Below are 21,935 nucleotides of genomic sequence, written 5' to 3' on the forward strand. Positions count from 1 at the left end.
CTCCTTTCCGTATCGCGATTCTTGTTGGATCTGATTTCTAGTTCGCAAGTGTGACTTAGTAGCTTTGCCGAAGCTACTAGGAATCAACGAGGCTTTACAGGAACAGCTTCAACCCTTGGAAAACAATCACGGCCAGTGCCCATGCAACGACCAGCTGCGCTAGCAAACCGAAGCCCGTCCACTTCACGCCGATCTCTCGACGTTGTGCCGCGAGCGTAGCCACGCACGGTGTGTAAGCCAGCAGGAAGATCATATAGGCCCAGACTGCTGCCAATCCGTGTCCATCGGATGCATTGTCAAAGTCACGTCGAATATTCTCCGCGAGCGGGCTGGAGGCCTGTTCGCTCGAATTGGAGTCGGTGACGTCCTCCACTGCATAGGTCTGTGCCCAGGTAGAAATGACGGCTTCCTTGGCCACAAAGCCCGTCACCAACGGACCTGTCAGAGACCATGTACCGAATCCTGCCGGGTTAAACACAGGAGCAATAGTTTCGCTGACTGCACCGTATGCGGAGTCCTGCGGTGCCAGGTCTTCATCGGCAAAGGAGTGCCCGGAGACAACCGGAATAGACATCAGTAGCCATACGACGATGACGGTGCTGACGATGATTCCACTAGCGGTCTGCAGGAATCCCTTCAGACGCATCCACATCACAGATAGTGCCAGCCGTGCGGTCGGAAGCTGGTAGGTTGGCAGGTCAATGACCAGCGGTTCCGACGGCATGGTGCGCCACAGGGTCTTACGCAGTGCAAGGCCGGTCAGAACGATCAGCAGAATCGAGATCACGTACATAGCGAAGACGACTGTGCCCGCGTGTTCCGGAAAGAACACCGCACCCAACATGACATACACGGTCAGGCGCGCCGAGCAGGAGGTAAACGGAACCAGTAGAGCCGTCAAAATGCGGTGGCGCGGATTACTCAGCACACGTGTTGCCGAGATTGCTGGCACATTACAGCCAAAGCCGACGATGAGCGGAATAAATGCCTTACCCGGAAGACCAATTGCACGCATGACACGGTCCGCCACCACGGCTGCACGCGCCATATACCCTGAATCCTCGAGTACTGCGAGGCACAGGAACATGAGTGCCATTAGCGGAACGAAGGTCAGCACCATGCCGACACCACCGATGATGCCGTTTCCAAGCAGCCCGGTGACAATCGGATGGTCCCATCCCACCGCTTCTAATCCACGGGTAACCAAATCTGCGAAATTACCGGTAATAAGGGTTTCCAAACCGTCCTGCAACGGTGCTGCTACCGTCGTCGTGATTTGGAAGACTGCCCACATAACTGCCAGGAACACAATCGGTCCGAGCACCGGGTGAAGAACCACGTTATCAATGCGGTCGGAGAAAGTCTGGCGATCTTCCACCCCGCCCGTAGATGCCGCAACCGCCGCATCAATCGCGGCAAAGCGTGCGTCGTCCCGGCGTTCAATCGATTCACCATCGACCTGGCGAATCGGTGACGACACCGAACTACATCCGTCCAGAGCCGCTGCTACCGCGTCGGCCAACCGCGCCATTCCCGCTTTACGACGGGGATCCAGCGCCACCACCGGCATCCCCATAGCTGACTGCAATGCGTCCGGATTCACATCGATGCCCTTGGCCTTGGCAACATCTAGTTTGGTCAGAGCCAGAACGATGCGCTGGGGCTGTTCCGCCAATTCCGCGGCCATGTAGAGACCACGGCCCAGTGCCGTGGCGTCGACAACGACAACGACGAGATCCGGGCGTTCTTCTTCCGGTTTCTCGATGAGCATCTCGCGAGTGAGCTCTTCGTCCGGGCTCATGGCATCCAGCGAGTAAGCACCCGGGAAATCGATGACATCGTACTCAGCGGCATCGGTCTTCCACGCGCCGCGGCTGACCTCTACGGTCGTACCAGGCCAATTGCCCATCTGCGCTTTCGCACCAGTCAAACTATTGAACAGTGTTGACTTACCGGAGTTCGGTGCGCCGACCACTGCGACAACAGGTGCACCATCCTTTGCTGGCGCTCCGCCACTGCAAGCATGGCAGCTGGGCGTAGATGCGAATTTTCGCGTTGAGGAATCCATAGGTGTTGTCATTGTTTACTTTCAGAAGGGAGGTGAGAAAAGAGATGTAGGGGACCTAACCCACGACGGACATCTTGTGCAGCGTGCTGGCATCGATGGCGTAGCGCGTTGCGCCAGCATGGACGATTCGCCCACCGCCGCTCGTACTCCGTCCCACAGTGACACTCATTCCAGGGCGAAGCCCCAGTTGCGAAAGCCTGCGGCACAGGCGCTCATCCACATGCGACGCTCCCAGAGTGACGGTTACCCCCACCGGGACGTCGGCAAGCGACTGAATGTCATCCGACTGTTTTCGAGACCGCAATCCGAGCATGAGAAACCTCGCTTATATAGATAAGAATTAAGCTAAGCAAATCGTGTTTACAGAGATGAGCTTACTCTTAGGCATGCCTAAATGGAATAAACCCGGCACACCTAAGGAAAGTTATTTATGCCACACTTAACCTTTACCTATTTAGCGTGGCAGAATTGTTAGTCCCATCCGAATAGTTGCCGCGGCGTGCAGGAATGCTTCTAGGTACCCCAGAGCACAATGTGCTCACGTGCGATTCGTTAGTTCGCAGATGAAGATATGGGAAGTATCATCGAAAAGTATGACTACTGACTTGCGAAGCATTGGCATGGACTACCCCAGCTGGCGAGACGCGATGGAAGCCGCGATCGCTAGTGACAATCTGTCGGTCATCGGCGAGGTCCGCGGTGGCCAGCTGGTCCGTTTCGAAGATTCCTCTGGTGCGCGTCTGCACATCCTGGGTGTTGAACCATTTTCTACCTACGCCGGCTTCGCGGGCAGCCCGACCGTCACTGCCCATGTATCCAGCGTGGACGATGTCTTGGCGCTCGTGGAAATCGTCGAGGATGATCCCTCCTCGGATAACTTTGACAAGGTCATCGAGGTCGCTACCTGCCTGCTGTCACAGGGGCCAATGATTGTTGATGCCGGAACTCAGACTTTTGAGCATGTCGCGCTATCAGCTCTAGCAACTGATTTCACCCTCGACGCATCCATCGAAGAGTACGAGAAGCGCACCGGGGCAACCCCGACAACATTGGACTTCGAAGGTGCTAAGGCAATTGTCGGAGATCAGGTCGGGAAGGCATCGCCTAGCGCAACCGTGAAACTGGCTGGTGTTATCAATAACTCCCGCAAGCATGTCAATGAGCTAACCGGCAAGAAGTTCTGGGTGCTCAACCTTGCTCTGCCGACTCCTATGGACGTACTTGTCCCCGGCGGCGACGAAGCTCCCCAGCCAGGCATGGTCGTTTCCGGTACTTTCTCACTGACCGGTGAGATCATTCCGCCTCAAGGTTGCGGAGGCGGCTGTGGCGATGGCGGCTGTGGTTGTGGCGACGGTGGCTGCGGCGGACACTAGTCCGCTGATTCCCCACCGCTTCCACTACCCCGCTAGTGCTCCTGCAGCAATAGCTACCAGTCACAGGGCTTCCAGCTCAATATCGCCGAGCGTGTGAATCACGCTCGGTCCGGTCAAGGTCGCCGAGAAGTCCCCATCCGCATTGCTGGCCTTGTGGACATCCACAGTCACCACACCGCCAGGCACCTTGACTGTCACAACCCCCTCAGTCCGGCCGGCATCGGCCAGCGCGGCAATAGCTGCCGCAACCGTACCGGTGCCACACGAGCGGGTCTCACCAACTCCGCGTTCAATTACTCGCATGGACACCGAATCAGAGGCATCCAGCGGGGTGACAATTTCCACATTGAGGCCGTTCGGGAACATGGCTTCGTCGGCACGCACTGGCTTCACGACACTACCCGCCGCTTCCAATTCCAGCTCCGCCAGAGCGGCGGCATTTAGGCCAGGCATGACGCAGGCCAAATGCGGATTTCCCACGTCGACACCAATCCCGGCGAATTTCTGGGCATTGTTGCCCGAACCAATGAACGCAGTAGCGAGGCCGAGGACTTCCGGCTGGCCCATATCCACCCCAACGACCGCGTGCCTGCGGCTGAGCTCATCAATCGAAACAGCGCGCAGCCCTGCTCGAGTGCCCACCCGCAAGGTTCCGTCGACGACACTGTCCGGACTGTGAATCGCGGCAATATAGTGTGCAAAGACGCGGACACCATTCCCGCACATCTCGGCAATAGAACCGTCACTATTGCGGTAGTCCATAAACCAATCGTCGGCTTTAACGCCCTCCGGCAATGCCGCCAAAACACCGGCATCGACGAGTTTCCCCGCACGGGCAACCCGCAGGACGCCGTCAGCGCCAAGACCTCGCTGTCGATCGCATACTGCTGCGACCAGTGATTCGGTCAAATCAATCGACACCAAATCATCTGGAAAAATCAAGAAATCGTTTTGCGTACCGTGGCCTTTGGCAAATGAAACCATGCCCTTGATGCTAGCGGGAGGTCCGAATCTCTTACAGACCAAGTGCGGAAAACGCCTGTCCCGGCACGTCACCGGCAGCGTCTAGCCACATGATCCGATGATCACGGTTGAACCAGGAGCGCTGACGTCGCACATACCTGCGCGTACCAGTAATCGTGCGTTCACAAGCCGTATCCAGGTCGTAAACCCCATCGAAGTAGTCCAGCACCTGTGCATAGCCGATCGCGCGACTAGCGGTCACACCTTCGCGCAACCCTTGCGCAATCAAACTCTCAGTTTCTTCCACCAGGCCAGCGGCAAACATGCCCCGCGTACGCTGTTCTATCCGCGGATTTAGCCATTCCGCCTGCGTGCGCAACCCCAATATGCGAGTGTTCCACCGCGGTGGCTTATCAATCGACGGCTTCGACGCTGCAAAAGGTTTACCTGTCAGCTCGATGACCTCCAAAGCCCGGACAGTGCGCCGCGGGTCGTTGGTCTCAATAATTGCCGCCGCATCCGGATCAATCTCTGCCAACCGATCGTGCAACGCCGCCGGACCAATCTCGTCTTGCACTGCCTCCCACTTCGCACGTACCTCAGGGTCCGTAGGTGGGAACTGCCAGTCGTCCACCAACGCCTGTACGTACATCATCGACCCGCCGACAAGGATGGGGACTTTCCCCCGCGCGCGAATGGCCTCAACATCCGCGACCGCCTCACGCTGATACGTCGCCACACTCGCCGGCTGCGTCACGTTCAGCACATCGAGTTGGTGGTGCGGAATCCCCCGCCGCTGGTCCACCGACAGCTTCGCTGTTCCGATATCCATTCCTCGATAGAGCTGCATCGAATCAACATTGACGACCTCACCGCCAAGCTGCTCCGCAAGCACCAGCCCCAAATCCGACTTTCCCGACGCCGTCGGCCCTACCACCGCAATCGGCACCGGCAAGCTCTCACTCTCGAAAGCCGTCACTACCCAGTTCACACTCCTGCACAAAAACTAAAAACGCGAGCTCTTACTTCGCAACACACTGCCAGCTGGCCACGTGGTAACCGATGCCGTAAGGCGCCCTGTCATAGTAAGAACGCTTTACGACGGTCATTCCAGACCCCGTCCAGCTTTCAGCAGCTTTACTCAGCTGCTGCCATAACTCGGCCGCGTACGCGCCGGGAGCTGGAAACACAATATTTTCCACGTTAATGCTTGAGCAGTCCTGACCAGCAATTAGACTGCACAGCGCATCAACCTCCGCTGCACCTTCAATTACGCCGACCGGGGAATCGTCCGCAAGGCCGAATGCGCCGTCGACAAGCACAAGCAGACGCGTGTGACCGGCAGCGAGTGCCTCAGCGATAGAGTCGAAGCACGTTGCCTGAATGACGCGGCCAGTGGGTCCTTCAGAATTCCGTCGCGCGTAGTCTTCGATAAGCCAGCGTCCCAGCAGCTCAGGTAATTCGGTTCCGCCTGACACCGTGACATCAACCCCATACGGAGAAAAACTGTCGGGTGCGCTGGTCTGGTGCGGGGACTTCGCCTGCATCCTGCCAGTGATAATAGCGACCGCGCCGGGCTCCCCGGGTTCGTCATCTGTCCACAGCGTCGCGACGGTTTCACGGGCATGACGGCGCAATTCCGTGGCGGTGGGCGCAAAACCACCCAGCTCCTCGACGATGAGGAGCGCACGCGGAACGATAACAAGCCGAGGCAAACGCGAATTCACGTCCTCAACGCTACCGTGAGGGGCTAGTCGATGCCTTATTCCGGCGGTGTTACGCGCGCTGTGCCAAAATTTTTGGGATACTCGAGCACATACCGTAAGTGTTTGATGGCAGCCGTGTCGCGCGGCAGTTCTGCATGAAGATTGGAAGAGGTTTACCCACTATGACCGGTACCAGCAATTCCCCTAAGCCAGGTCCACGCCCGGGTCCACGTCCGGGACCTCGACCAGGCTCAATGCCGGCTCATCGTAAGGCCCCTGGAGCTACTCCAGCGCCTGCGGGGTCGGCCGCTGTGGCACATGCCGTCCACAATGATCCAAAGAAGTTTGGCCGCATTGACGAAGACGGCACTGTTTGGCTGGTCACCAGCGCCGGCGAACGCAATATTGGCTCCTGGCAGGCTGGCACCGTAGAAGAGGGTTATGCCCACTACGGCAAGCGCTACGAGGATCTGGCCACCGAGGTCGAGCTACTGGAATCTCGTGTAGTCTCCCACCCGCAGGAGGCAAAGACCATTTCTCACAACGCAGTTGAACTGCGTGAGAGCCTTGCCACCGCCACGGTTCTCGGCGATATCGATGCGCTGGATAAGCGCCTTGCAGAGGTCATTGCCACCTCCCACGTCGCAGAGGAGAAAGTCGCTCACGACAAGGCAGAGCGCCGTAAGAACGCCATCGCACGTAAGGAAGAGCTCGCCGCAGAGGCCGAGGAGCTCGCAGAGAACTCCACCGAGTGGAAGGTCGCCGGCGACCGTATCCGCGAGATTCTCACGGAGTGGAAGCAGATTCGCGGCATCGACCGCAAAACTGATGATCAACTCTGGCGCCGTTACTCTCGCGCGCGTGATTCTTTCAACCGCCGCCGCGGTGCCCATTTTGCGGAACTGGACCGCAACCGTGCGGCTGCTCGCCGCGTTAAGGAGGACATCATTGAGCGAGCTGAGGCCCTGAAGACCTCCACTGATTGGGGTGGCACCGCTGCTGCCTTCCGTGACCTGATGGCTGAGTGGAAGGCCGCTGGTCGAGCCCCACGCGAGGTCGATGACAAGCTGTGGGCGCAGTTCAAGGCCGCCCAGGATGAGTTCTTTGGTGCTCGCAACGCGGTCAACGAAGCTCGAGACAAGGAGTTCGAGGAAAACGCTGCGGCCAAGGACGCACTGCTGGCTGAATACGAAGACCGCATTGATCCGTCCAAGGGCCTCGATCACGCTCGCAACGAACTGCGTCAGTTGCAGGAGAAATGGGAGGCCATCGGCTTTGTGCCGCGTGGTCGTGTGCGTGAGTATGAAAACCGCATTGGCGCACTGGAAAAGCGCGTCTCCGATGCTGCCGATTCGCAGTGGCGCCGTACCGACCCCGAAGCACAGGCTCGCGTCCAGCAGTTCGCCAACCGCGCAGCGGAGTTTGAGCAGAAGGCCGCCGAACTCGAGGCGAAGGGCAAGGCTTCTCAGGCCGCCAAGGCTCGGGAGCAGGCCGAACAGTGGCGACAGTGGGCAGAGCAGGCCGCGGAGACTCTCAAGGAGCTCTAACAGAAGCTAGTTGTGTGTCGGGGAAGCAGGTTCTCGCTCTCCGGCGTCCGCAACAGAATCCTGGCTCAGCTACGCGCTGGCAACGCGTCGATGGTTAAAAGTAAGGGGCTCTCTTCCGGAATGGAAGAGAGCCCCATACTTACTGCGCTAGTTAAAAAGTCTCACTACTCGTCGCTGACCTGTTCGTCCTTTTCGCCGGTCTGCTGAGAGACATTATCCGCGCTACTGCCCTGCTGGACACGATTGCGTCGGCGAGCGCGTTCACGGCGGTCGTCGACGACCTCAACATCCGTAGTCGTATTCGGGGTCAGGCCCGCCCGCAGGTAAACCTGCTGCGCGCGCAGTACCGGATCGGTGTCAGCGTGCTTGCGACGTTTCGTCGCGATTGCGAGCTGCTCCTTACTACGTCGGAAAGCGATGAAAGTCACGGAGATGGCCAGTAGAAAACTGCAGAAAATACCGAGCATCAGGCCGAAGGAAATACCCTCGCCGGCCAGTTCCTGTGGACGAGACTGACGCATCCAACCAGCGAAGACTGAGTAGACCATCTGAATACAGGCAAAAAACCAGGTGACGAATGCGAGAATCGTCGTCCGCGTAATCAGCGTGGCAATAGCTAGCAAGACACCTACCACCACGAGAATGGAGTAAATTCGCTCCGGTCGAGTCGTGAAGTACTGATGCGCAACATCCGTATCCAGCAACACATCAAAGCCCAAAACAACGCCCGAGTGCGGAAGGAAGAAACTCGTAATGAGGCCGATGACGGCAACCATCATCGGAATCACCGCACGGCCGAGATCCAGCTCGCCAGCGGCCTTGCGCTCCTGAACCCGCAACGCCTGCGCGGATTCCACCGACTGCTCGCTAGTGGATTCCATATCACTTTCCGGCGAAGCCTTGTCACTACTCACAGCCGCATCCCTCACTTACACTCGTTTTCTCCGGGCGCCCAATCTTTGGCAAGCCCAGACCAACTCCGATCGGCGCGGTCGTCGGAGTCTGGCCGACCTCTACATTATCGCCCGCCTTAGTGCGGCGGTGTGTGAGCACACCGGAGTCAGCAATGAGGAAGTGCGGTGCGGAGTCGGTCACGCGTACTGTCACGTAATCACCTGGGCGAATCTTGCGGTCGACGATGCCTGGTTCGCTTTCCGACGGGCTGAAGTGCACCAGGCGGCCATCCCGACTACGACCAGACATGCGATGAGTCTCCGCATTCTTACGGCCATCGGACTGGCTGACCAGCAGCTCGACTTCCCGGCCGACTAGCTTAGCGTTTTCTTCCTCGGAAATACGCTCCTGAAGCGCTAGCAGCCGACCATAGCGTTCCTTCACAACCTGTGGTGGAACCTGATCCGCCATGGTTGCCGCCGGAGTTCCCGGGCGGGGCGAGTATTGGAAGGTGAACGCCGAGCTAAAACGAGCCTTTTCCACCACGTCGAGAGTTTGCTGGAAGTCCTCTTCAGTCTCGCCTGGGAAACCGACAATAATGTCAGTGGTAATGGCGGCATCCGGCATTTTTTCCCTAACCTTCTCCAGAATTCCCAGGAATTTCTTGGTGCGGTAGGAACGGCGCATGTCTTTCAGCACTCGGTCGGAACCGGACTGTAGTGGCATGTGTAGCTGATGAACCACGTTCGGTGTCTCCGCCATGGCGTCGATGACATCATCGGTGAACTCAGCTGGGTGCGGAGACGTAAAGCGCACGCGCTCCAACCCCTCAATCTGGCCGCAGGCGCGCAGCAACTTGGAAAAAGCCGAGCGGTCGCGTTCCATGTCAGGGTCGGCGAAGTTAACACCATAGGCGTTGACATTCTGTCCAAGGAGGGTGACGTCAGTAACGCCCTGCTCCACGAGTGCCTGCACCTCAGCGAGAATCTCGCCTGGACGACGATCGCGTTCCTTACCACGCAAACTGGGGACGATGCAGAAGGTGCACGTGTTGTTGCAGCCTACGGAGATACTCACCCAACCTGCGTAAGTGGATTCACGCTTGGCCGGCAGCACCGAGGGAAATTCTTCCAGTGCGTCCTTAATCTCGACTTCAGCCCGGTCATTATGAGCGGCGCGTTCCAACAGTGCTGGCAACGAACCCAAGTTATGCGTACCGAAGACAACGTCCACCCATGGGGCCTTCTTTACGACGACGTCCTTATCCTTCTGGGCCAAGCAGCCACCGACGGCAATCTGCATGCCTGGGTGAGCATCCTTGACTGGTTTGAGCTGTCCCAACGTGCCATAAAGGCGATTGTCCGCATTCTCTCGAACGGCACAGGTGTTGAAAACGACCAGATCAGGATTATCGCCTTCTGCAGCCGCTACATAACCGTTTTCTTCCAGCAAGCCAGACAGTCGTTCCGAGTCATGGACGTTCATCTGACAACCGAACGTACGTACCTCATATGTGCGAGGCGAAGACTGCTGCTGAGAGTTCAAAGAAGGGGTAGTCACGGCAGTTTAGGTTAGCTGTTTATGGCCCATTTCCCCAATCAGCGACCCCTTTAAACCTGACGGGTCCGCAGCCGGCGTGCTAATCCGGCGTGCGGTGGCACCGGCGCTAATCTGTGTCCTCTTCGAGTTCCCGGTATCGCTCTTCTAACTGATCCCGAGCAATGCTCATGGACAATTCAGAGGGGAAACCACGCCGCGCCAGCACACCGACGACTTTGCGTAAATCCTTTTGCTTGGAGTTGAAGTCAGGTGCCACTGTTTTAATAGTGGCCGCTTTCTTCGCCGCTAGCTTCCGGGCGACTTCTTCTTCCGCGTTGTGCGTAATCTGCTCCAACGCATCTGCACGAAGTGAAACATCAATGCCCTTTTCCTGCAGCTCCCGGTTCAAAACCATCTTCGACTTGCCGCGACTGGCAAAGCGCTGCCGCACCCATTCGGATGCGAAAAGCTCGTCGTTGACCAATCCACTTCGGGTCAGGTCATCAACGACTTCTTCAATCATCGAGGTTGGAAACTCCTCGACTGCCTCGAGCCTTTCTACGAGTTCCTTGCGGGAACGCATTCGCTGATCGAGCAAGCGCAGTGCCTTAGCACGAATCGGGGCCTTGGATTCCTCACGACCCGCATCGTAGAGCGAACTACCGTCAGCTTCCGCAATTTGCTGAGCAAGCTTTTCGATAGTCTCCCGCACATCGCGGCCGTTACGATCCTCCACGGTCCTCACTTTTCGTGTGTCGCGGCACTACGCCTCGAGCTAGCTAGTCTTCCAAATCATCGAAGTCGATGTCCGGCACGACATCGACAGGGGCATCGATATCGGTCTCGTCCTCGACCTCCGCGAATTCCCCGACGCCGAGCTTCTTCTTGATCTTGACTTCGATTTCCTGGGCAATTTCTGGATTCTCGCGCAGGTGCATACGAGCCTTTTCCTTGCCCTGCCCCAACTGATCGCCCTCGTAGGTAAACCACGAACCGGACTTCTTGACAATGCCGTTATCAACGCCCATGTCAATCAACGAGCCCTCACGCGAAATGCCCTCGCCGTAGATGATGTCAAACTCTGCCTGCTTGAACGGCGGCGACACCTTGTTCTTGACTACCTTCAAGCGCGTGCGGTTACCCACCGCATCCTGGCCATCCTTCAACGTCTGAATTCGGCGTACGTCACAGCGAACGGAAGCGTAGAACTTCAGTGCTTTACCACCCGTGGTGGTCTCAGGAGAGCCGAACATGACGCCAATCTTTTCACGCAGCTGGTTAATGAAGATGGCAGTGGTACCGGTGTGGGACAGCGCACCCGTCATCTTGCGCAGCGCCTGACTCATCAACCGCGCCTGCAGACCAACGTGGGAATCGCCCATTTCACCGTCGATTTCAGCCTTCGGAGTCAACGCGGCCACCGAGTCAACCACAATGATGTCAATAGCACCGGAACGCACCAACATATCTGTAATCTCAAGTGCCTGCTCACCGGTATCTGGTTGGGATACCAGAAGGTTGTCCGTATCTACTCCAAGCTTGCGCGCATAAACCGGATCCAGCGCATGCTCCGCATCAATAAATGCGGCAATACCGCCCTGCCGCTGCGCCTCTGCAATAGCATGCAGTGCGACTGTGGTCTTACCCGAGGATTCTGGACCATAGATTTCTACGATACGACCACGCGGGAACCCGCCCAGGCCCAAGGCCACGTCGATAGCGATATTGCCGGAGGGAATAACCTGAATTGGAGGACGATTGTCGTCCCCCAGGCGCATAACTGCACCCTTACCAAAGTCCTTCTCAATATTCGCCAGAGCTACATCGAGCGCCTTCAGGCGATCATTGCCCTGGTTCGAAGCCGTAGCCTTCTTACGAGCCATAGTTCGTTGTTCTTCCTCATTGTCATTGTCGCGGTCATTGTCGCGTACGGTATCGGGTTCTGGAGCCGTACTCAGAGAATGTGTCTCCCGATTTTCATCCAAAACAGAAACTTCGCTCACACTTAATTAGGCGCGAAACTAGCCGTTCCGGTTCCAAATTGGTCCGCGACACCTCTACTGCCGGTTACACCCGGAAGTTATACCGAATCAGACGGATTGACTTCATCAGCACTTTCGATAATATGCGAAACCCTGTTCGAATGGCAACGACACGCAAGAGCCGTCGGCAAGCATTCACCGTCGTCTACGCCGGAACCTATTCGTCAGGACCGTACCAGCGGTCTTCGGGAATATCGTGTTCCCTACACAGCGCCCACCAGATATCCCGAGGTTCGACCCCGTCCTCGAGCAATTCCGCGGGAGTTTTTCCATATTCCATCAGTACGTGGGAATGCAACAGCCACGGGCCGTGCTGAGGCCCAAATTCGTGGTTGACGAAGTTGTGAAAATCGGCCAATCGCATGAGACCAACGTACAAGATACCTGTCACTGATACCTACCTGGCCACCCTCTTTTCATAACCTAATCCCCGCTCCCCTGCCTGAACAGTGCTCAACCCATGGGTTTAAGATGAGAGCTGTGAATAATTCCAAGGTGTATGACCTCACTCTTATCGCTGCTTTCGCAGCACTGATCATCGTGCTCGGCGGCATTGCCATTCCCGTTGGCGGCCTCGGCGTGCCAATCGTGCTACAGAACATGGGCATCGCACTGGCCGGGATGATTCTCGGATTCAAACGCGGTGGCCTCGCCACTACCCTGTTCCTGGCTGTTGGTCTCGTGGGCGTCCCAAACATGGCGGGCTGGAAACCACTTCTCGCCGCACTTCCCGGCCCTACCGTGGGCTACATTGTCGGCTACTTAATTGCAGGTTTCGCAATCGGCGCGATTGCCCAGCAAGCACCACGGGCGAAAGTTTCACGAATCAGCGTCTTCATCGGCGCGGGCCTCGTTGGAGTTCTACTACAGTACTTCTTCGGATCTGTCGGATTGGCTTGGCGTATGGGACTTAGCTTCACCGACGCACTGATTACCAACGTCCCGTTTATCCCAGGCGACGTGGCAAAGGTTGTCGTAGCCGCGCTTATTGCTACTGCAGTACTGCAGGCTTTCCCTGATTTGCTTCCCGACGCTGCCAACCGTAAGCAAAGTCGTTTGGTTAAGGAAGCAGCCACCTCGGGCAATTAACCCCACAGAATTAGAAAGGGTCTCGAGTCGCACTATGCCCACCATCGCTTTTGACCGCGCTTCCGCAACCTATTCGGGACGCCAGATACTGAAGCCGACCACGCTAACTCTCACAGAGAAGCGCATTGGCATTATCGGCGAAAACGGTGGCGGTAAGTCCACGCTGGTGCGACTCATTAACGGCCTGGGCCCGGTCACTGGTGGCACGGTCACGTATGAGGGCATGAATGTCGCAAAGCAGGCAAAGGCAATTCGCAAGAATGTCGGCTTCATCTTTTCTGATGCGGATAATCAAATTGTGATGCCTACAGTCGCAGAGGACATTGCCTTTTCACTACGCAAGCGAAAACTACCAAAGGATGAGCGCAACCAGCTGGTGCAGGAAGCCCTCGAGCGGTTTGGGCTTGCCGATCATGCTGACGCCTCGCCACACTTGCTCTCGGGTGGACAAAAACAGCTACTGGCGCTGGCGGCAGTGTTAATTCTTAATCCCACGACCATTATTGCCGATGAGCCCACTACGCTCCTCGACTTGCGCAATCGTCTCCACATTCGGAGTATTTTCGCCCAGCTTGAGCAGCAAATTATCGTGGTCACTCATGATCTGGATTTTCTTATGGACTTCGACCGAGTTATCCGTGTAAGCGCAGGAGAAATCGTCGACGACGGTGCGCCGAAGGAAGTTATTGACCGATACGTCAGCGATATGACTCGTGCGGAAGAAGGCCGCTCATGATTCATCCAGCCGATGTCCCGTTAGGGCTTTACCTAAACCATAAGTCGCCTGTGCACAGGCTCCCGACGGCCCCCAAACTCATCATTGTCATCGCATTTTTATTGCTCACCGGGATTCTCGTGGATACCTGGCTAGGCGGGGCGATTGCCCTGGCAATTGTCACCCTCGCTTATGCGGTGGCCAAGGTGCCACCAATGGTTGCTTTCCGACAGCTCCGTGGAGCCGTAGTCATTTTGGCGCTGCTTTCGCTTCTCCTGTGGTGGCGCGCCGGGGGTGAGCAAGCGCTGACGACCTTCCTCGCGCTTCTCGCCGCAATCGCAGCGGCAATATTGCTAACGCTGACGACCCGCGTCAGCGACATCATGGATACTTTGACCACTGCGATGCAGCCGTTCGCCCGTTTCGGCCTACCAGTCGACACCATCGCGCTCGCACTATCGCTGACGCTGCGTATGATTCCGCTTCAGGTTATGGCCGCTGCCGAGGTACTGGAGGCTCGAAAAGCACGAGGGGCTGCCGGCTCAATCATTGCCTTCGGCGTACCTGTGGTCATCCGAACCATTAATCGCTCGAAGGCAATGGGTGATTCGCTAATCGCACGTGGTGAAGGTGAGTAGGAGAATTAATTGCCCTCACGCAGCTGGCGCATGCGCTCAGCAACAGCAGGGTCAACGTTGGAGGCAGCGCTTCCCTCGATGGACTTCTGAGCCTCGCCACCAGAGAGCTCGTTGCCACCGTTCATTTCTGCGCGGATTTGCTCCAGGCGAGAGTGCCCAGCAAGCTGAACGCCTGCGGCCTCTACCTCAGCCATACGCCCCTGAACCGAGTTCTGAGCTAGCTCGGCCTGACCAAGAGCGTTAGCGTAACGACGCTCAATCTTGTCACGAACCTGATCCAGATTAGGTGTAGCCCCCGAAGAAATCTGATTCATCGACTGCAGGGACTCAGAGACTTTCTCCTGCATCTTTGCTTGCTCCAGCTGGCTGAGGAGCTTTGCGCGCTCCGCGACCTTCTGCTGCAGCTGCATGGAATTACGCTCGACGGCCTTCTTAGCCTGAGCCGCCTGCTGCAGCGACTGATCGTGCAGAGCCTTCAAATCTTCTACCGACTGCTCAGCAGTAACCAACTGAGCTGCGAAAGCCTCAGCTGCGTTCTCATACTCCGTAGCCTTGGCAGTATCCCCCTCAGCACGAGCCTTGTCAGCGAGCTGCAATGCCTGACGAGTGTTCCCCTGCAGCTTCTCAATCTCAGCGAGCTGACGGTTAAGGCGCATTTCCAGCTGGCGCTGATTACCAATCACCGCCGCTGCCTGCTGCGATAGTTCCTGGTGCTGCCGCTGGGCATCCTCGATAGCCTGCTGAATCTGCACCTTCGGATCAGCGTTTTCCTCAATCTTGGAATCAAAAGCGGCCATCAAGTAATTCCACAGCTTTACAAATGGATTAGCCATAGCGTCCCATACACCTTTCTTATTGCAACTACCTCAAAGCAGGTCTGTGCTTATCGCGCACCCAATCTTAACTAAAGCCGAGCGTCTTCGGGTGCTAAGTACCGGAGCAATGGAATGAAATTCCACCGCCGCAACCAATTTCTACATCGCTGCCAATTCTGGGCTCGCCGAATGCAGGGCCATCGCTGTGGCTGCTTCCATCATCAAATCCGACACCGTCACACCAAGCGCCGCGCATACCGACGCCAGCAGCTCAGATGAGACTTCTTTCCGTCCACGCTCAAGCTCAGACAAATAACCAGGGCTAATAGCCGCATTTTCAGAAAGCTCACGCAGCGTCTGTCCACTGCGCGAACGGATATCACGCAGCGTCTCCCCCAGTGCCTCTCGCAGGAGTGGCTCACGGGATTCTCCCCGTTCCGCCAAATCCTGTGCCGTTAACTTTGCAACCGATCCAGGCTGCTCCCCTACAGCCACCCGCGCCGACGGTGCTGTGGCATCCATGGAAGCTTCGAAAGCGGCAGCGCTATCTACCTCTGGGTAGCGAATGGTCATAAGTGCAGTATTGTTGGTCATCACTTTCTCTAACGCTTTAGAAGGCCGACCTGTTCCCAATTTTCAAAAATTCTACTCACCGTCGAGATTCTGCAACAACAGTTCTAACGCCAATACCACTGCTTGACGACGAATCTCCGCGCGCGACCCCTCTTTATTCACCGGCAACCTAACAGCAGTTACCCCATCAAGGTACGAAACTCCCGGCGGTTTCAGACCACACCAGACTTCACCTACTGGGTGCCCATCCTGCATCGCTGGACCAGCAACGCCAGTTAGCGAAATCCCCCAGTCCGCCACTGCTTTATTTGCCACTCCAAGTGCCATATACCGGGCCGTCAACTCGGACACGGGGCCATATGCGGCCAAAGCATCCTTTGGCACGTCGGCAAGCAACGCCTTCGTGTCAGTGGCGTAAGTGACCACGCCACCGCGGAGAACGGCGGAGGCTCCCGGTACGGAGGCAACTGTAGCGCAGAGAAGACCTGCGGTAAGTGATTCTGCGGCTGCAAAAGTCTCGCCACGAGCCGTAAGCGTTTGGACGAGTTGAAGCGAAACGCCATCGACACCGTCAGCGTTTTCGTCGCTCTGGGCGAGGCGTTCGACTGTGTTCACAGCTTTACCCTCCACTTAATTTCTCTACGAGACCTTTCGCGCATCCACAATGTACTGGATACCAGTACCGACGGTGACGACAATGGCGGCAACCATCACAATCCAGGACGGCCAGAACAACCAGTCCACTGGCATCAGGAAGAGCCCCACTGCTACAGACTGCAGGACCGTCTTTATCTTGCCGCCCCGAGAAGCCGGAACAACACGCCCCTGACGCAGGGCGAACATACGCCAGATGGTGATGCCACCTTCGCGAATCACGATGATGACAGTCACCCACCACGGCAGAATGTCGATGATGTTCATACCAATCAGCGCAGCCAGCATTAGAGCCTTATCGGCAATCGGATCGGCAATCTTGCCAAAGTCGGTAATGAGGTTACGGCTACGTGCGAGGTGCCCGTCCAACTTGTCAGTCGCCATCAGAAGCGCGAATACGACAAACGACCACCAGCGCCAATTGGTGGCTTCGCCGCCCTCCTGAAGAAGTACCCACAGGAACACCGGTACTCCGAGGATGCGAAGCACGGTCAGGAAATTGGGCAAGTTCCAGTTGGAAACACGGCTTGTATCAGCACTTGGAGCAGTCACAGTTGTTACCTTATCTCACAATCGTGTTCGATTAACGCCCAGGCTCGTTCTTACCGGTGTGTGAACCGTTAGTTTCGCTTCCGGCCGACGTTGACCCCTCACTGACAGAAGTAGAGGAGGCGTGAGAGCCGAGGCCATCGCGGCTTCCATCATCATCGTGGTGAACACGCGGAAGGGCAATCGCACCCATGTTTTCATCACGCTTGCTCTTGAGCCACGATGCCAGGACAGTCACCACCAGAACGATGACGATGACCGCCAGCGACGCCCAGGTCGATACTTCAGGCACCGACACGTTCTCACCGCTGTTGATAAACGGCAGGTTGTTTTCATGCAGTGCGTGCAACAGCAACTTCACACCAATAAAGGCCAGGATGACACCCAGGCCATAAGCCAGGTACACCAAGCGATCCAGCAGACCGTCGAGCAGGAAGTACATCTGTCGCAACCCCATGAGAGCAAGGGCATTTGCAGTAAAGACGATATATGCCTCATCCGTCAGGCCGTAGATAGCCGGGATAGAGTCAAACGCAAACATCACATCGATAAAACCGATGGACACCAGCGCGATGGCAAGTGGAGTCAAGTAACGCTTGCCGTTTTCCTTAACGGTCAGCTTGTCCTTGTTGTAATGGTCCGAAATTGGGACGATTCGACGCAGCCATTGAATCAGCTTCATATCCGACGGATCGGGTTCCGGCTTATCGACGGCTTCGTCGTACACCGTCTTGATAGCCGTGTAAATCAGGAAGATTGCAAACAGGTAGAAAACGTCAGACCACTTGGCAATAACTGCCGCACCAGCCCAAATGAACAGGCCTCTGAATACCAGCGCCATCGCAATACCGAACAGCAAAACCTTTTGTTGGTACTGGCGCGGAATCTTGAATGCGCCGATGATGAGTGCAAAGACAAATAGATTGTCTACGCTGAGCGCCTTTTCGGTGATATAGCCCGATAGAAACTCAATGCCTCGGTGGTGATCCCATAACAACCACACCATTCCGCCGAAAATTAATGCCAAGACTACGTAGAAAGCGGTCCAGATGCCGGCTTCCTTCATAGTTGGGTTATGCGGCGTGCGAACGTGTGCATAGAAGTCAAAGGCGATAAAACCCATGACGACCACAATGGTGATAATCCATACCAATGCGGGGACATGCATATTAAAAAAGACCTCCGGTCGTGCGAACATGAACCGGAGGTCTCTCCTGCTTCTGCCATAGTGGCAAAAGTGACGGCACCGGGATTCGATGTGCGCAAGACGAGTCTGTGCGTCCAATCCGTGCTGACGATAACCGTCACGGGCTAGCGGAAAACATCCACTTTTACCGGGGATACTCCCCTCCACGTGTGCCGACTATACACGCAATCAGAAACGGCGGTAAGGTTGGGTCGTCCTACGCCATAGACTGATTCGGATCAGCGTCGACTACGTTTACTTCTTCCTTAGGAGCATCCTCCGGGTTTGCGCCCTTGATCATCCACTTAATGGTTTCGAGCTCCTCTGGTTTGACCAGCACCTCACGTGCCTTAGATCCCTCTGACGGTCCAACCACTCCGCGAGTTTCCATCAGATCCATCAGTCGACCGGCCTTGGCGAAACCGACTCGCATCTTGCGCTGCAACATCGAGGTCGACCCGTGCTGTGCGGTGACCACCAGCTCGACTGCCTGAAGCAAATCTTCCAGGTCATCTCCGATATCGGGGTCAATGTTGCGCTCAGCCTCAGCACTCTTATCCTCCGTGACACCCTCGGTGTAATCCGGCTCGGCCTGCGCCTTAGCTGCATCGACTACTGCCTGAATCTCTTCGTCTGTGACGAAGGCCCCCTGAAGACGTCGCGGCTTGCCTGCACCCTGTGGGATGAACAGGCCATCGCCCATACCAATGAGCTTTTCAGCACCGCCCTGGTCAAGAATGACGCGGGAGTCCGTGAGCGACGAGGTAGCGAATGCCAGTCTCGATGGCACGTTCGTCTTAATCAAGCCGGTGACCACATCCACAGACGGACGCTGCGTAGCCAGCACCAAGTGGATACCGGCGGCACGGGCCTTTTGCGTGATGCGCACAATCGCATCTTCGATATCGCGGGGTGCGGTCATCATCAGGTCTGCCAACTCGTCAACGACACAGACAATGTACGGGTACGGACGGTACTCGCGCTCCGAGCCAAGTGGGGTCGTAATCTCACCGGACTTGACCTTACGGTTGAAGTCCTTGATGTGACGGACGCGGGCGGCCTTCATGTCCATGTAGCGCTGTTCCATCTCTTCAACCAGCCACTGCAGAGCCGCCGCGGCCTTCTTCGGCTGAGTGATGATTGGCGTAATCAGGTGAGGAATCCCCTCATATGGAGTCAGCTCGACCATCTTCGGGTCCACCAGAATCAGGCGGACATCCTCCGGGGTCGCACGAGTCAGCAGCGAAACCAACATCGAATTTACGAACGCGGACTTACCCGAACCGGTCGAACCGGCAACGAGAAGGTGCGGCATTTTCTGGATGGAGTGCGAGATAAACTCGCCCTCAATATCCTTACCGAGACCGATCAGCATCGGGTCATCGTTCGCAACGGTCTTGGGCGCGTTGAGTACGTCGGCAAGCCGAACCATCTCACGGTCGTTGTTCGGCACCTCGATACCAACGGCCGACTTTCCCGGAATCGGAGTCAGTAAGCGGACATTGTCGGTCGCTACCGCGTAGGCAATGTTGGACTGCAGGTTCGTGATCTTCGAGACCTTCACGCCCGGGCCAAGCTCGACCTCGTAGCGAGTCACCGTCGGACCGCGAGAGAAACCAGTCACCGCAGCATCGACCTTGAATTCTGCGAATACTTCAGTAATCGCCTCAATCATGCGGTCGTTCGTCGCCGTACGTGTCTTGGGACGCTCACCTGGAATCAACAAATTAGTCGATGGCAGGTGGTAGTCAGATTCCGGCGTGCGTGCCGACGACCCGGAAGTACCCTCGGCATCCTTTTCCAATTCAGACTTCGGAGTTGTGGCCGGAATCTTAGAGGCATCGATACCAGAACGAGCGGCAATGGCATCCATTGTGCGGCGGGTAGCCTCAGACACTGCATCCCGCGAATCATCGACAGACGACTCGCCCTGCGGCGCGCTCGCCGGCTCTACGGCCTCAGGTTGAACAGCGGGCTGTTTCGGAGCTCGGGAATCGGAAACACGATTCCGTTCGCTGTTATTAGCTGCAGCAGCCTCCTGCGTCGGGTACTCGGAGTACTCGTCATAATCCTCGTCGACAGCGTGGTAGTTCGTGCCCCCGACAGCTGGAATAGTCGATTCTGTCTCAGCGGTGTCGCGATGTACTGCATCCGACTGAGCTTCCTCCACGTACTCAGCTGCCGGAAACGCCGGCTCCACTGGGGAAACTCGATTGGAGTGCGGTGCCCCATTCCGGACATCGAACACTGTGGTCTTTGCCGAATCGTAGTCGACATCCTCAACCTGACGGGCACGTCGCGGAGCCTGTCGGTTCCTCTGCGGCTCTTCGTCCAAAAGATCGTAGAGGTTACCGTCAGTATCCGGTTCGTCGTAAGGCGCGGGTTCGGGTGCGGATATACGGCTATCCGCGCCACGACGGGGCGCTCGGTAAGCAGGGCGACCGGTCGAACGAGACGAGGAATGTTGCGTGCGGCTGCTGTGGCTTGGGCGACGCTCAATTAGCTGCGTCGGCTGGTCAAAGTCCTCATCGGCATATGCGGTATCGGAATCCCAGCTCGCACGACGTTCCAGCATGTCATCGACATTGCCGTAGGGATCGTCCGATTCCGGCTCGTCGCCGGCACGACGCGAAGACCACTCGGAAAAGTTGAAGTATTCCTTAGTGGCATCGATGAGTTGACGCACCGTCGCGCCAGAGAGCACCAGAGCGCCGTAAAAAACGATGCCCAGCAACAAAACCACGGCGACCCACGAGGTAAACCCGGCTGCTAGCGGCGAACCGATATAACCACCGATTGCGCCACCAGCTGCACGTCGCCCCTGCCAGTCCGCAGGACGACCAGAGCCGATATGCACAATTGCGAGCAGACCCACCACAATCAGCGAAGCTCCAGTAATGGTAGGTGTCAGACGTTCACGACGCGGCATCGCATCCAGCATCATCAATACGGAAACAACACCGAGCAGCACCGGAAGTACAAAAGCGCCGATACCAATGAGCGTGCGCACTGCCGTTTCAATGAACTCCCCCACTGGCCCTGCCAGGTGGAACCATGTCGAACCAGCGAGCACAATTGCCAACGCCAGCACGAGTAGTGCGAGGCCATCCTTCGATCCCGGTTCACCACCCTCCTCGAAATCTGCGTCGAACTCGTCAGCTGACACGGAGGCCGGTGCCGGCGGTTCAATTACATCGTCATAGCCGCTAGCTGCTTTACGACGCTTCCTACGGGGCTTCGTCGAAAAATCGGCGTCACTTTCGCGCCGCGACATATTCTCCTCTTCGTTTCGCTTATTTTTGCGACCGCTGACCCGCCGGGCAAGACCGGCCACGCCGCGGGCAGTTTCAGTCCAGGCGCTGGCCAAGCTATTGCCCACGAACGACATAGCGCTAGGAGTGCGCTCGAATTCCTCCGTGGCGCTGTGCACGGGGTATCGCCGCGTGGCATCTGTCTCCGCAGAGCGGGAAGATCCACGACGATTGTCAGTTCTGGTTCGGCTGGTCGCAGACATGACCATTACCTTACAGCTAACGCCGGATCGTTTTCACATTAGTCACACGCGTGTCATTGTTTAACAGGCG

21 protein-coding genes are annotated in these 21,935 nt (G+C 56.8%); 5 read left to right on the forward strand and 16 right to left on the reverse strand.

The features are described from left to right. Positions 1–94: 94 nt before the first annotated feature. Both feoB and CRD13_RS01380 read right to left on the reverse strand, forming a co-directional pair. Positions 95–2,068: a ferrous iron transport protein B gene (gene feoB, locus CRD13_RS01375; RefSeq protein WP_255467750.1), complete on the reverse strand. Its 1,974-nt coding sequence runs from the start codon at positions 2,066–2,068 to the stop codon at positions 95–97. Positions 2,069–2,123: 55 nt separating this feature from the next. Beyond that, positions 2,124–2,381 (reverse strand): FeoA family protein, encoded by a 258-nt coding sequence (locus tag CRD13_RS01380; RefSeq protein WP_016422620.1) that lies wholly within the window; start codon positions 2,379–2,381, stop codon positions 2,124–2,126. 280 nt (positions 2,382–2,661) lie between these two features. Between CRD13_RS01380 and CRD13_RS01385 the strand changes: the two genes are divergently transcribed. After that, the gene (locus CRD13_RS01385) at positions 2,662–3,441 is read left to right on the forward strand and encodes a hypothetical protein (RefSeq protein WP_049189638.1); all 780 of its coding nucleotides are present in this window, start codon (positions 2,662–2,664) and stop codon (positions 3,439–3,441) included. 60 nt (positions 3,442–3,501) lie between these two features. Here the strand turns inward: CRD13_RS01385 and dapF are convergent, their stop codons facing one another. The 3 genes from dapF to CRD13_RS01400 form a co-directional block, all read right to left on the reverse strand. Then, positions 3,502–4,425 (reverse strand): diaminopimelate epimerase, encoded by a 924-nt coding sequence (gene dapF / locus CRD13_RS01390; RefSeq protein WP_070549546.1) that lies wholly within the window; start codon positions 4,423–4,425, stop codon positions 3,502–3,504. A 31-nt stretch (positions 4,426–4,456) separates the two neighbouring features. Beyond that, positions 4,457–5,359, reverse strand: a complete 903-nt coding sequence (gene miaA, locus CRD13_RS01395; RefSeq protein ID WP_049189646.1) for a tRNA (adenosine(37)-N6)-dimethylallyltransferase MiaA — start codon at positions 5,357–5,359, stop codon at positions 4,457–4,459. A gap of 67 nt (positions 5,360–5,426) precedes the next feature. After that, positions 5,427–6,131, reverse strand: a complete 705-nt coding sequence (locus tag CRD13_RS01400; protein WP_070546958.1) for a hypothetical protein — start codon at positions 6,129–6,131, stop codon at positions 5,427–5,429. A gap of 161 nt (positions 6,132–6,292) precedes the next feature. Between CRD13_RS01400 and CRD13_RS01405 the strand changes: the two genes are divergently transcribed. Continuing rightward, positions 6,293–7,657, forward strand: coding sequence for a DUF349 domain-containing protein (locus CRD13_RS01405; protein WP_070437345.1), 1,365 nt, complete (start codon positions 6,293–6,295; stop codon positions 7,655–7,657). 164 nt (positions 7,658–7,821) lie between these two features. Here CRD13_RS01405 and CRD13_RS01410 read toward each other — a convergent pair whose 3' ends face one another. The 5 genes from CRD13_RS01410 to CRD13_RS01430 form a co-directional block, all read right to left on the reverse strand. Next, entirely contained in the window at positions 7,822–8,571 is a 750-nt protein-coding gene (locus CRD13_RS01410; protein ID WP_016422614.1) for a hypothetical protein, read from the reverse strand. After that, complete coding sequence (miaB, locus tag CRD13_RS01415; RefSeq protein ID WP_049170866.1) at positions 8,564–10,111, reverse strand: tRNA (N6-isopentenyl adenosine(37)-C2)-methylthiotransferase MiaB; 1,548 nt, start codon at positions 10,109–10,111, stop codon at positions 8,564–8,566. Before miaB ends, CRD13_RS01410 begins: the two co-directional genes overlap by 8 nt. A 106-nt stretch (positions 10,112–10,217) precedes the next feature. Continuing rightward, positions 10,218–10,826, reverse strand: coding sequence for a regulatory protein RecX (locus tag CRD13_RS01420; RefSeq protein WP_049193012.1), 609 nt, complete (start codon positions 10,824–10,826; stop codon positions 10,218–10,220). A 43-nt stretch (positions 10,827–10,869) separates the two neighbouring features. Then, on the reverse strand, positions 10,870–11,973 hold the full coding sequence (recA, locus tag CRD13_RS01425; RefSeq protein ID WP_049170952.1) for a recombinase RecA: 1,104 nt from the start codon (positions 11,971–11,973) through the stop codon (positions 10,870–10,872). Between the two features lie 316 nt (positions 11,974–12,289). Then, the gene (locus CRD13_RS01430; RefSeq protein ID WP_005509697.1) at positions 12,290–12,523 is read right to left on the reverse strand and encodes a DUF3046 domain-containing protein; all 234 of its coding nucleotides are present in this window, start codon (positions 12,521–12,523) and stop codon (positions 12,290–12,292) included. Positions 12,524–12,603: 80 nt separating this feature from the next. Here CRD13_RS01430 and CRD13_RS01435 point away from each other — a divergent pair, with 80 nt between their 5' ends. Genes CRD13_RS01435 through CRD13_RS01445 form a run of 3 tightly spaced genes read left to right on the forward strand, consistent with a single transcriptional unit; the run spans position 12,604 to position 14,574 of the window. After that, complete coding sequence (locus tag CRD13_RS01435) at positions 12,604–13,221, forward strand: biotin transporter BioY (protein WP_049170862.1); 618 nt, start codon at positions 12,604–12,606, stop codon at positions 13,219–13,221. A gap of 34 nt (positions 13,222–13,255) precedes the next feature. Further along, positions 13,256–13,957, forward strand: a complete 702-nt coding sequence (locus CRD13_RS01440; RefSeq protein WP_049170859.1) for an energy-coupling factor ABC transporter ATP-binding protein — start codon at positions 13,256–13,258, stop codon at positions 13,955–13,957. Then, on the forward strand, positions 13,954–14,574 hold the full coding sequence (locus CRD13_RS01445) for an energy-coupling factor transporter transmembrane protein EcfT (RefSeq protein WP_049170855.1): 621 nt from the start codon (positions 13,954–13,956) through the stop codon (positions 14,572–14,574). Before CRD13_RS01440 ends, CRD13_RS01445 begins: the two co-directional genes overlap by 4 nt. 5 nt (positions 14,575–14,579) lie before the next feature. Here CRD13_RS01445 and CRD13_RS01450 read toward each other — a convergent pair whose 3' ends face one another. The 6 genes from CRD13_RS01450 to CRD13_RS01475 form a co-directional block, all read right to left on the reverse strand. Further along, complete coding sequence (locus CRD13_RS01450) at positions 14,580–15,407, reverse strand: PspA/IM30 family protein (RefSeq protein ID WP_005509356.1); 828 nt, start codon at positions 15,405–15,407, stop codon at positions 14,580–14,582. Positions 15,408–15,548: 141 nt separating this feature from the next. Next, positions 15,549–15,983 carry a helix-turn-helix domain-containing protein gene (locus CRD13_RS01455; RefSeq protein WP_016422607.1) on the reverse strand — a complete coding sequence of 145 codons (435 nt, stop codon included), beginning with the start codon at positions 15,981–15,983 and terminating at the stop codon, positions 15,549–15,551. Between the two features lie 51 nt (positions 15,984–16,034). Further along, a complete protein-coding gene (locus CRD13_RS01460; RefSeq protein WP_016422606.1) occupies positions 16,035–16,577 on the reverse strand; it encodes a CinA family protein in 543 nt (180 codons plus the stop codon). 24 nt (positions 16,578–16,601) lie between these two features. Next, positions 16,602–17,168, reverse strand: a complete 567-nt coding sequence (gene pgsA / locus CRD13_RS01465) for a CDP-diacylglycerol--glycerol-3-phosphate 3-phosphatidyltransferase (RefSeq protein ID WP_016422605.1) — start codon at positions 17,166–17,168, stop codon at positions 16,602–16,604. A 31-nt stretch (positions 17,169–17,199) separates the two neighbouring features. Next, a complete protein-coding gene (locus tag CRD13_RS01470; RefSeq protein WP_016422604.1) occupies positions 17,200–18,333 on the reverse strand; it encodes a TerC family protein in 1,134 nt (377 codons plus the stop codon). 235 nt (positions 18,334–18,568) lie between these two features. Next, the gene (locus CRD13_RS01475; protein WP_187401186.1) at positions 18,569–21,865 is read right to left on the reverse strand and encodes a DNA translocase FtsK; all 3,297 of its coding nucleotides are present in this window, start codon (positions 21,863–21,865) and stop codon (positions 18,569–18,571) included. Positions 21,866–21,935 lie beyond the last annotated feature (70 nt).

It is taken from the genome of Corynebacterium sp. LK26 (assembly GCF_014335085.1).
GTDB classification, from domain to species: domain Bacteria; phylum Actinomycetota; class Actinomycetes; order Mycobacteriales; family Mycobacteriaceae; genus Corynebacterium; species Corynebacterium jeikeium_D.

Bases quoted from the DNA above. Each gene is read 5' to 3' on its own strand.
- CRD13_RS01385 (WP_049189638.1), top strand. From the start codon at position 2,662: ATGACTACTGACTTGCGAAGCATTGGCATGGACTACCCCAGCTGGCGA.
- CRD13_RS01445 (WP_049170855.1), top strand. From the start codon at position 13,954: ATGATTCATCCAGCCGATGTCCCGTTAGGGCTTTACCTAAACCATAAG.
- CRD13_RS01440 (WP_049170859.1), top strand. From the start codon at position 13,256: ATGCCCACCATCGCTTTTGACCGCGCTTCCGCAACCTATTCGGGACGC.
- feoB (WP_255467750.1), bottom strand. From the start codon at position 2,068: ATGGATTCCTCAACGCGAAAATTCGCATCTACGCCCAGCTGCCATGCT.
- CRD13_RS01450 (WP_005509356.1), bottom strand. From the start codon at position 15,407: ATGGCTAATCCATTTGTAAAGCTGTGGAATTACTTGATGGCCGCTTTT.
- recA (WP_049170952.1), bottom strand. From the start codon at position 11,973: ATGGCTCGTAAGAAGGCTACGGCTTCGAACCAGGGCAATGATCGCCTG.
- CRD13_RS01405 (WP_070437345.1), top strand. From the start codon at position 6,293: ATGACCGGTACCAGCAATTCCCCTAAGCCAGGTCCACGCCCGGGTCCA.
- dapF (WP_070549546.1), bottom strand. From the start codon at position 4,425: ATGGTTTCATTTGCCAAAGGCCACGGTACGCAAAACGATTTCTTGATT.
- CRD13_RS01380 (WP_016422620.1), bottom strand. From the start codon at position 2,381: ATGCTCGGATTGCGGTCTCGAAAACAGTCGGATGACATTCAGTCGCTT.
- CRD13_RS01475 (WP_187401186.1), bottom strand. From the start codon at position 21,865: ATGTCTGCGACCAGCCGAACCAGAACTGACAATCGTCGTGGATCTTCC.
- CRD13_RS01435 (WP_049170862.1), top strand. From the start codon at position 12,604: ATGAGAGCTGTGAATAATTCCAAGGTGTATGACCTCACTCTTATCGCT.
- CRD13_RS01470 (WP_016422604.1), bottom strand. From the start codon at position 18,333: ATGCATGTCCCCGCATTGGTATGGATTATCACCATTGTGGTCGTCATG.
- CRD13_RS01455 (WP_016422607.1), bottom strand. From the start codon at position 15,983: ATGACCAACAATACTGCACTTATGACCATTCGCTACCCAGAGGTAGAT.